The organism is Massilia sp. CT11-108, from assembly GCF_047302915.1.
In the GTDB taxonomy this organism is placed as follows: Bacteria; Pseudomonadota; Gammaproteobacteria; order Burkholderiales; family Burkholderiaceae_D; genus Telluria; species Telluria orientalis.
In genome coordinates this window covers 1-7,309 of record NZ_JBKYMO010000289.1, presented here as the reverse complement: position 1 = coordinate 7,309, position 7,309 = coordinate 1, and the positions used below count along the sequence as shown (strand labels likewise).

10 protein-coding genes are annotated in these 7,309 nt (G+C 66.0%); 5 read left to right on the top strand and 5 right to left on the bottom strand.

The genetic code is table 11. The annotated features are described in order from the left end of the window. Positions 1–124: 124 nt before the first annotated feature. The 3 genes from gspE to ACEN88_RS20565 are packed head-to-tail and all read left to right on the top strand — an operon-like array spanning position 125 to position 3,489. Positions 125–1,549 (top strand): type II secretion system ATPase GspE, encoded by a 1,425-nt coding sequence (gene gspE, locus ACEN88_RS20575; protein WP_413342528.1) that lies wholly within the window; start codon positions 125–127, stop codon positions 1,547–1,549. A 3-nt stretch (positions 1,550–1,552) separates the two neighbouring features. Next, the gene (gene gspF / locus ACEN88_RS20570; protein WP_413342527.1) at positions 1,553–2,773 is read left to right on the top strand and encodes a type II secretion system inner membrane protein GspF; all 1,221 of its coding nucleotides are present in this window, start codon (positions 1,553–1,555) and stop codon (positions 2,771–2,773) included. An 11-nt stretch (positions 2,774–2,784) separates the two neighbouring features. Next, positions 2,785–3,489: a type II secretion system protein N gene (locus ACEN88_RS20565; RefSeq protein ID WP_413342525.1), complete on the top strand. Its 705-nt coding sequence runs from the start codon at positions 2,785–2,787 to the stop codon at positions 3,487–3,489. A gap of 6 nt (positions 3,490–3,495) precedes the next feature. Here the strand turns inward: ACEN88_RS20565 and ACEN88_RS20560 are convergent, their stop codons facing one another. After that, a complete protein-coding gene (locus tag ACEN88_RS20560) occupies positions 3,496–4,227 on the bottom strand; it encodes a helix-turn-helix domain-containing protein (RefSeq protein ID WP_413342523.1) in 732 nt (243 codons plus the stop codon). Between the two features lie 204 nt (positions 4,228–4,431). On the opposite strand from ACEN88_RS20560, the gene ACEN88_RS20555 reads away from it, so the two are divergent. Together ACEN88_RS20555 and ACEN88_RS20550 are read left to right on the top strand one after the other, a co-directional pair. Beyond that, positions 4,432–4,680, top strand: coding sequence for a hypothetical protein (locus ACEN88_RS20555; RefSeq protein ID WP_413342521.1), 249 nt, complete (start codon positions 4,432–4,434; stop codon positions 4,678–4,680). Next, positions 4,680–4,817 carry a hypothetical protein gene (locus ACEN88_RS20550; protein WP_413342532.1) on the top strand — a complete coding sequence of 46 codons (138 nt, stop codon included), beginning with the start codon at positions 4,680–4,682 and terminating at the stop codon, positions 4,815–4,817. The genes ACEN88_RS20555 and ACEN88_RS20550 overlap by 1 nt, the downstream gene beginning before the upstream one ends. Before the next feature lie 12 nt (positions 4,818–4,829). Here ACEN88_RS20550 and ACEN88_RS20545 read toward each other — a convergent pair whose 3' ends face one another. The 4 genes from ACEN88_RS20545 to ACEN88_RS20530 form a co-directional block, all read right to left on the bottom strand. Next, a complete protein-coding gene (locus tag ACEN88_RS20545; RefSeq protein WP_413342519.1) occupies positions 4,830–5,027 on the bottom strand; it encodes a hypothetical protein in 198 nt (65 codons plus the stop codon). Positions 5,028–5,055: 28 nt separating this feature from the next. After that, positions 5,056–6,390 carry an ATP-dependent protease ATPase subunit HslU gene (gene hslU, locus ACEN88_RS20540; protein WP_413342530.1) on the bottom strand — a complete coding sequence of 445 codons (1,335 nt, stop codon included), beginning with the start codon at positions 6,388–6,390 and terminating at the stop codon, positions 5,056–5,058. Between the two features lie 37 nt (positions 6,391–6,427). Beyond that, on the bottom strand, positions 6,428–6,964 hold the full coding sequence (hslV, locus tag ACEN88_RS20535) for an ATP-dependent protease subunit HslV (protein WP_036231052.1): 537 nt from the start codon (positions 6,962–6,964) through the stop codon (positions 6,428–6,430). A gap of 93 nt (positions 6,965–7,057) precedes the next feature. After that, on the bottom strand, positions 7,058–7,309 hold a 252-nt coding region (locus ACEN88_RS20530; protein WP_413342517.1), incomplete at its 5' end, for an STAS domain-containing protein.

Below are 7,309 nucleotides of genomic sequence, written 5' to 3'. Positions count from 1 at the left end.
CGGGTGCCGCCACCGGGCCGGGCACGAGCCAGCCCAAGGCGCCGGCCCAGCCGGAGTTCCGCCCTGTGCAACCCGCGCAACCCGAATACCGGCCGGCGACGCCGACCCAACAGAACTGAAGACGATGAATAATTTGTTGCCCTACGCATTCGCACGCGATTACGGCGTGCTGGCGCGTTCCAACGGCGACCCGTCGCAAGCCGTCGAAGTGCTGGTCTCGAATGCGACCAAGCCCGCGGCGATCGCCGAGGTCTCGCGCCGTTTCGGGCGCATCACCCTGCGGCGGATGGAACGCGCCGAACTGGAATCGGCCATTGCCGCCGCGTACCAGTCGGCCGGCGGCGACGCGTCGCAGGTCGCGGACGAATTCGACGCCGACCTCGACCTCACGAAGCTGCTGCAGGACGTGCCCGCGATCGAGGACCTGCTGGAATCGTCCGACGATGCGCCCGTCATCCGCATGATCAACGCGCTGCTCACGCAATCGCTGCGCGAAGGCGCGTCCGATATCCACATCGAACCGTTCGAGCAGACGTCCGTCGTGCGCTTCCGCATCGACGGCGCGCTGCGCGACATCGTGCGCCCGCGCAAGGGCATCCACGCGTCGCTGATCTCGCGTATCAAGATCATGTCGCAGCTCGACATCGCGGAAAAACGCCTGCCGCAGGACGGCCGCATCACGTTGCGCATCGGCGGCAAGCCCGTCGACGTGCGCGTGTCGACCCTGCCGACCGGCCACGGCGAACGCGCCGTGCTGCGTCTGCTCGACAAGGAAGCGGGCCGCCTCGACCTCAGCCATCTCGGCATGAGCGGGCAGATGCTGCCGCAGTTCGACAAGCTGATCAACCAGCCGCACGGCATCGTGCTCGTCACGGGCCCGACCGGTTCCGGTAAAACGACGACCCTGTACGCGTCGCTGTCGCGCCTGAATTCGACGACCACCAACATCATGACGGTGGAAGACCCGATCGAATACGACCTGCCCGGCATCGGCCAGACGCAGGTCAACGCCCGCATCGACATGACGTTCGGCAAGGCCCTGCGCGCGATCCTGCGCCAGGACCCGGACGTGATCATGATCGGCGAGATCCGCGACCTCGAAACGGCCCAAATCGCCGTGCAGGCTTCGCTGACGGGCCACCTTGTGCTCGCCACACTGCACACGAACGACGCCGCCTCGGCCGTTACCCGTCTGCTGGACATGGGTATCGAGCCGTTCCTGCTGTCGTCGTCGCTGCTGGGCGTGATGGCCCAGCGTCTCGTGCGCAAGCTGTGCCCGCACTGCAAGCGCCAGGAAGCGGGACATTGGGTGGCGGTCGGGTGCGACCGCTGCGGCCATACGGGCTTCCACGGCCGCGTGGGCGTGTACGAGCTGCTCGAGACGAACGAACAGATCCGTTCGCAGATCCACAACCAGGCCGCCGAGGCCGAGATCCGCAACGCGGCCCTGAAATCCGGCATGAAGACCATGCACGACGATGGCCAACGATGGGTGCGGGAAGGCATCACGACGGAAGCCGAACTGCTGCGCGTGACGAAGGTGGATTGATCGATGCCCGCCTTCCGCTATGAAGCCGTCGACACGGGCGGCGTTACCCGCAAGGGCGTCCTGAACGCCGACAGCCCGCGTGCCGCGCGCGCCGACCTGCGCCTGCAGGGATTGACGCCGCTCGCCGTCGAGGCCATCGCGGCCCAGGTCGACGAGAGCGGGGCGGCGCGCGCGCGCGGCTTCGGCGAGCGCCTGTCCCAGGTCGAGCTCGCGCTGTTCACGCGCCAGCTCGCGAGCCTGCTGGAAGCCGGCCTGCCGCTCGAACAGGCCTTCACCGCGTTGCTGGAACAGGCCGAGCGTGCCTACGTGCGCGACCTGATCGCGTCGATCCGGTCCGAAGTGATGGGCGGCGCGTCGTTCTCCAGCGCGCTGGCGCGCCATCCGCGCGACTTCGCCGAGATCTATCGGGCCCTCGTCGCGTCCGGCGAACAGATCGGCCAGCTGTCGCGCGTGCTGTCGCGCCTGGCCGACTACATCGAACGCCGCAACGCCCTCGTGCAGCGGGTGCGCCTGGCGTTTACCTATCCGGCCATCGTCACCGTCGTCGCGTTCGCGATCGTGATCTTCCTGCTGACCTATGTCGTGCCGCAGATCGTCTCGGTGTTCGCCAACACCAAGCAGAAACTGCCGTTCCTGACCATCCTCATGCTCGGTGTGTCGAACTTTACGCGCGCCTACGGGATCTATGTGGCATTGGTCGTCATCGCGGCGTGGTACGCGTGGCGCCGCGCCCTGCGCAACCCCGTGCTCAAGCGCCGCTGGCATACGTGGCTGTTGAACGCGCCCGTGTACGGCAAGTTCGAACGCAGCCTGAACACGACCCGTTTCGCGAGCACCCTGGCGATCACGACGGGCTCCGGCGTGCCCATCCTGCGCGCGCTCGAGACGAGCCGCGACACGTTGTCGAACGTGGCGATGAAGGAACTCGTGGAGCAGGCGACGGCCAGCGTGCGCGAGGGCGTGAGCCTGGCGCGGGCGCTGTCGGCGCAAAAGCTGTTCCCGCCCATGCTCGTGCACATGATCCGCGCGGGCGAGATCACGGGCGAGCTGCCGGCCATGCTCGAACGGGCCTCGAATTCGCAGCAGGCCGACCTCGAACGGCGCACCATGACCATCGCCGGCCTGCTGGAGCCCGTGCTGATCCTGGCCATGGGCCTCGTCGTGCTATTGATCGTGCTGGCCGTGCTGATGCCGATTATTGAAATCAACCAGTTGGTGCAGTGACAAGGAAACTGATGAACAAGCGCTTGCCTTTTTTCCTGAGCCTGCTGGGCGTGGTCCTGTTTGCCGTGTCGCTGGCGTACTGGATCATGCAGTTGTACCAGCCGCCCCAGCGCCCGATCGCGGCGGCGCCGCAGGCCGCCATGCCCGACCCGACCATCGATGCCGCCGCTACCTTGTTTGGTGGCCAAGTCTCCGTGGCAAGCGCGACCAATTACCAGTTGACGGGCGTCGTGGCGGACGGGAGCAGCAGCGTGGCGATCATCGTCGCCGAAGGTTCGCCGCCGAAGGCGCTGCGGGTCGGCAAGGAGCTGGCGCCCGGCATCACGCTGGCGGAAGTCCACCCGCGCTATGTGATGCTGTCCGATGGCGGCGTCATGAAGCGTGTCGACCTGGCGACCGATACCAAGCCCGCCGCGGCGATGGGTGGCGCGCCCGGCGGCATGCCGCCCAGTGGGGCGCCGCCGGGCGGCATGCCGCAGCAGAATTTTCCGCAGCCCCAGCAGATCACGACCGCACCGGCCGCGCAGCCGGTGCAGGCCGTGCCGGAGCCGCCGATGGCGCCGGGCGCCGTCCAGCCGCAGCCGTCCATGACGAACCCGGGCGACGTCGGCACGCACGACAATCCGCCGCCCGCGAATCCGAACCCGATCAATCCGACGCCGAACGGTCAGCAGATGCCGCCGCAAAATCCGGCCGGCCAGATGAATACGCAGTAAGGCTGCTCAGCGCCGCAGCGCGGTGAACGCCGCGAATTCCCACGAACGGAAACCGACCAGCAACGTAAAGCCGTCGCGCTCCTGCGGGGGCAGGCGGCGGTCGTTGCGGTGCATGCGCGCAAGTTCTCCGGCCAGTTGATGGATCTTTTCCGCCAGCTCGGCGGCGCTCGCCAGCGACAGGCGTGCGGGCAGGCACATCAACGTTTCGCCTGCACCGTCGAAGTTACCGGCGAAATAATCCTCGACGACGTAGGAGCGGAAGAAGCGCTGCACCGGCCCGTCCGGCAGCCAGCGGAACGCGTTCGAGACCCGCAGCGTGTAACGGTTCAGCGGCTTCAGTTCGATCACGCCGAGGCGGTCGAGTTCCACCAGCAAGCCGATGCATTCGGGTTCGCTCAAGCGATAGGTTTCCACCATCTGTTCCAGGCTCCAGTGCCCCAGGCAGCAGATCGCCACGAGCAGCAGGCGCGGGTTGGCGACGAGCGCCGTTTCCTGGATGAGCGTCAGCGTGTCGGCCTGCGGCCGCGCATCGGCCGCGCGCCGCAGCACGTCTTCCATGGCGATGCCGGCCGCCTGGCAGATCTGCGCCAGGCGCGACAGGGTCATGTCCTTCTGGCCGAACATGCGTTTGATACTCGATTCGCTCATCGCGATGCGGTCGGCCAGCATCTTGTAGGTGATCCCGGCCGCGCGTAGTTCGGCGCGCAGCACGTCCAGCAGCATGTCGGGGGAGCTCATGGTTGTGGTCAGTTCTCTGTTTTCGTTCGTCAACTCGGCCTGACGAATGTACAGAAGAAGGCAGGGCAGTTCAAGAAATGTCGAGTCCCGCCAGCCACGACCGCCTGCTGGGTCCGGTCAGCGTTATGATGCGCATCAGTTCAGGTGCGAACTTCCGTGTCCTCGCCGCTGCGCCGGTGTCCAATCGAGACCCAAGGAGAACGTATGAAAACGGCAAGCGTGTTCGTATTGGCGTTATTCAGTGCGGCAGCATGTGCTCAGGCGGCGGCGCAGGTGCCGGGCGTGCGGCGCACCGATCTGCTGAAGCACGACAGCGTGGTGTCGGGACGCGAAGTCGTCGAGGTGCGCGTCGAGGTCGACGCGGGCCATGGCGTGCCGAGGCATACGCATCCGGGTGATGATACGTGGTCGAGGGCACGCTGGAGTACCTGCCCGACGGCAAAGCGCCCGTGATGCTGAAGGCGGGGCAATCCGTCTTCATCCCGGCCGGCACCATCCACGCGGCCAGGAACCCCGGCACGGTGGCCGGGGCGGGCATCGCCACCTATTTCGTCGAGAAGGGCAAGCCGCTGATCATGCCGGCGAAATAACGCCGGCGCTGGTTACTCGTCGTCCGGCTCCAGCTTGACCTTCTGGAGCGCACGCTTCGCGGCCAGCCGCTCGCTGGCCTCGGGTTTTGCATGCGCTCCAGCCGCGCGCGCCTTGGCGAAGCCGGCGAACGGATTGCGGGGCTTGAGTGGCGGCGTCGGCTCGACACGCAGCCGCATCTTTTGCCGGGTTGCCAGTGCCTTGTTTGCCATCGCCGCCTCTCCTTTCTGCAGCCGTGGATTACAACACGTAGCGCGACAGGTCTTCGTTGACCGCCAGCGCATCCAGCCGTTCGTTGACGTAGGCCGCGTCGATGACGAGCGCCTGGCCCGACTTGTCGGTCGCCGAGTACGAGATTTCTTCCAGCAGCTTTTCCATCACCGTGTACAGGCGGCGCGCGCCGATGTTCTCGGTGCGCTCGTTGACGGAATACGCGATCTCGGCCAGGCGATGGATGCCGTCGTCGGCGAACTCGAGTTTGACGCCTTCCGTCGCCAGCAGGGCTTCGTACTGCTTGGTCAGACTCGCGTCCGTCGAGGTCAGGATGCTCTTGAAATCCTCGATCGACAGCGATTCCAGTTCGACGCGGATCGGGAAGCGGCCCTGCAGCTCGGGAATCAGGTCCGACGGTTTCGACAGGTGGAACGCGCCCGAGGCGATGAACAGGATGTGGTCGGTCTTGATCATGCCGTACTTCGTGTTCACTGTCGTGCCTTCGACGAGCGGCAACAGGTCGCGTTGCACGCCCGCGCGCGAGACGTCCGCGCCGCCGTGTTCCGAACGCGACGCGATCTTGTCGACCTCGTCCAGGAACACGATGCCGTTCTGCTCGACGTTGGCGATGGCCTTCTGCTTCATCTCGTCTTCGTTGATGAGCTTCGCGGCTTCCTCGTCGACGAGCAGCTTCATCGCCTCCTTCACCTTCATCTTGCGGGGTTTCTTGCGCCCCGCCCCGACGCCGGCGAACATCGACTTGATCTGTTCCGTCATTTCTTCCATGCCGGGCGGCGCCATGATTTCCATCTGCGGCGAGGCCTCGGCGACGTCGATCTCGACCTCCTTGTCGTCGAGCGCGCCTTCACGCAGGCGCTTGCGGAAGGTCTGGCGCGTGGCGTCGCCGCCGTCCTTGGCGTCGCTGCTGACGTTGAAGCCGAAGTCGCGCGCCGGCGGCACGAGAATGTCGATGATGCGGTCCTCGGCCGCGTCCTCGGCGCGCTGGCGCACCTTCTTCATTTCGCTGGCGCGGGTCTGCTTGACGCCGATGTCGATCAGGTCGCGGATGATGGTGTCGACGTCGCGGCCGACATAGCCGACCTCGGTGAACTTGGTCGCTTCGATCTTGATGAACGGCGCGTCGGCCAGCTTGGCCAGGCGGCGCGCGATCTCGGTCTTGCCGACGCCCGTCGGGCCGATCATGAGGATGTTCTTCGGGGTGATCTCGTGGCGCAGCGGTTCCTCGACCTGCTGGCGGCGCCAGCGGTTGCGCAGCGCGATCGATACGGCGCGCTTGGCTTTGCTTTGGCCGACGACGTGCTTGTCGAGTTCCGAGACGATTTCGGACGGGGTCATGTTCATAATTGTGCTCATGAATACTTTCTTGCGTGAGAGACCGTTATTCCAGCGTCTCGATGATGTGCGACATGTTCGTATAGATGCACAGCTCGCCTGCGATGGTCAGCGCTTTCTTGACCACGTCGGCCGGGGCGAGATCCGTGTTTTCCTGCAAGGCCTTGGCGGCGGACTGCGCGTAGATGCCGCCCGAGCCGATCGCGCCGATGCCGTCTTCCGGTTCCAGTACGTCGCCGTTGCCGGTGATGATCAGGGTCTTTTCGCGGTCGGCCACCAGCAGCATGGCCTCCAGGCGGCGCAGCACGCGGTCGGTGCGCCAGTCCTTGGCCAGTTCGACCGAAGCGCGCAGCAGATTGCCCTGGTGTTTTTCCAGTTTCGCTTCGAAGCGGTCGAGCAGGGTGAAGGCGTCGGCCGTGCCGCCGGCAAAGCCGCACAGCACCTTGTTCTGGTAGAGCTTGCGTACCTTGCGCGCCGAGCCCTTCATGACGACGTTGCCCAGGGTGACTTGTCCGTCGCCGCCGAGCGCGACCTGGTTGCCGCGCCGTACGCTGACGATCGTCGTGCCGTGAAATTGTTCCATATTTGCCTCGTGGTTGATCTGCTCACCGCAAGTGGGGATGCGATATGAAATTGCAAGACTGAACCGTATCCGAGGGGCACGGCGCCTGCGGCGTCAGTATCGGTGGGCGTACAGACGCACCCGGTCGCCGACGCCGAGCAGGCGCAGCAACGCGGCGACGGGATGGTTCAGGTCGCGCAGCACGACCTCGCGCCCGTCCTGGGCAAGCGTGCGCAGATGGGCGGCGAGGGCGCTCGCGGCCGCGTAATCGATGCGTGCGAGGCGGGACCCGTCCAGCACAAGGACCGGATGGAGCGCCGCGTGGTCGGCGATGGCGGCCAGCAACGGCGCGCTGCCGCCCCGGAT

Coding starts and splice junctions, on each gene's coding strand:
- ACEN88_RS20565 (WP_413342525.1), top strand. CDS start 2,785: ATGAACAAGCGCTTGCCTTTTTTCCTGAGCCTGCTGGGCGTGGTCCTG.
- gspE (WP_413342528.1), top strand. CDS start 125: ATGAATAATTTGTTGCCCTACGCATTCGCACGCGATTACGGCGTGCTG.
- ACEN88_RS20560 (WP_413342523.1), bottom strand. CDS start 4,227: ATGAGCTCCCCCGACATGCTGCTGGACGTGCTGCGCGCCGAACTACGC.
- hslV (WP_036231052.1), bottom strand. CDS start 6,964: ATGGAACAATTTCACGGCACGACGATCGTCAGCGTACGGCGCGGCAAC.
- hslU (WP_413342530.1), bottom strand. CDS start 6,390: ATGAACATGACCCCGTCCGAAATCGTCTCGGAACTCGACAAGCACGTC.
- ACEN88_RS20550 (WP_413342532.1), top strand. CDS start 4,680: ATGCTGAAGGCGGGGCAATCCGTCTTCATCCCGGCCGGCACCATCCAC.
- ACEN88_RS20545 (WP_413342519.1), bottom strand. CDS start 5,027: ATGGCAAACAAGGCACTGGCAACCCGGCAAAAGATGCGGCTGCGTGTC.
- ACEN88_RS20555 (WP_413342521.1), top strand. CDS start 4,432: ATGAAAACGGCAAGCGTGTTCGTATTGGCGTTATTCAGTGCGGCAGCA.
- gspF (WP_413342527.1), top strand. CDS start 1,553: ATGCCCGCCTTCCGCTATGAAGCCGTCGACACGGGCGGCGTTACCCGC.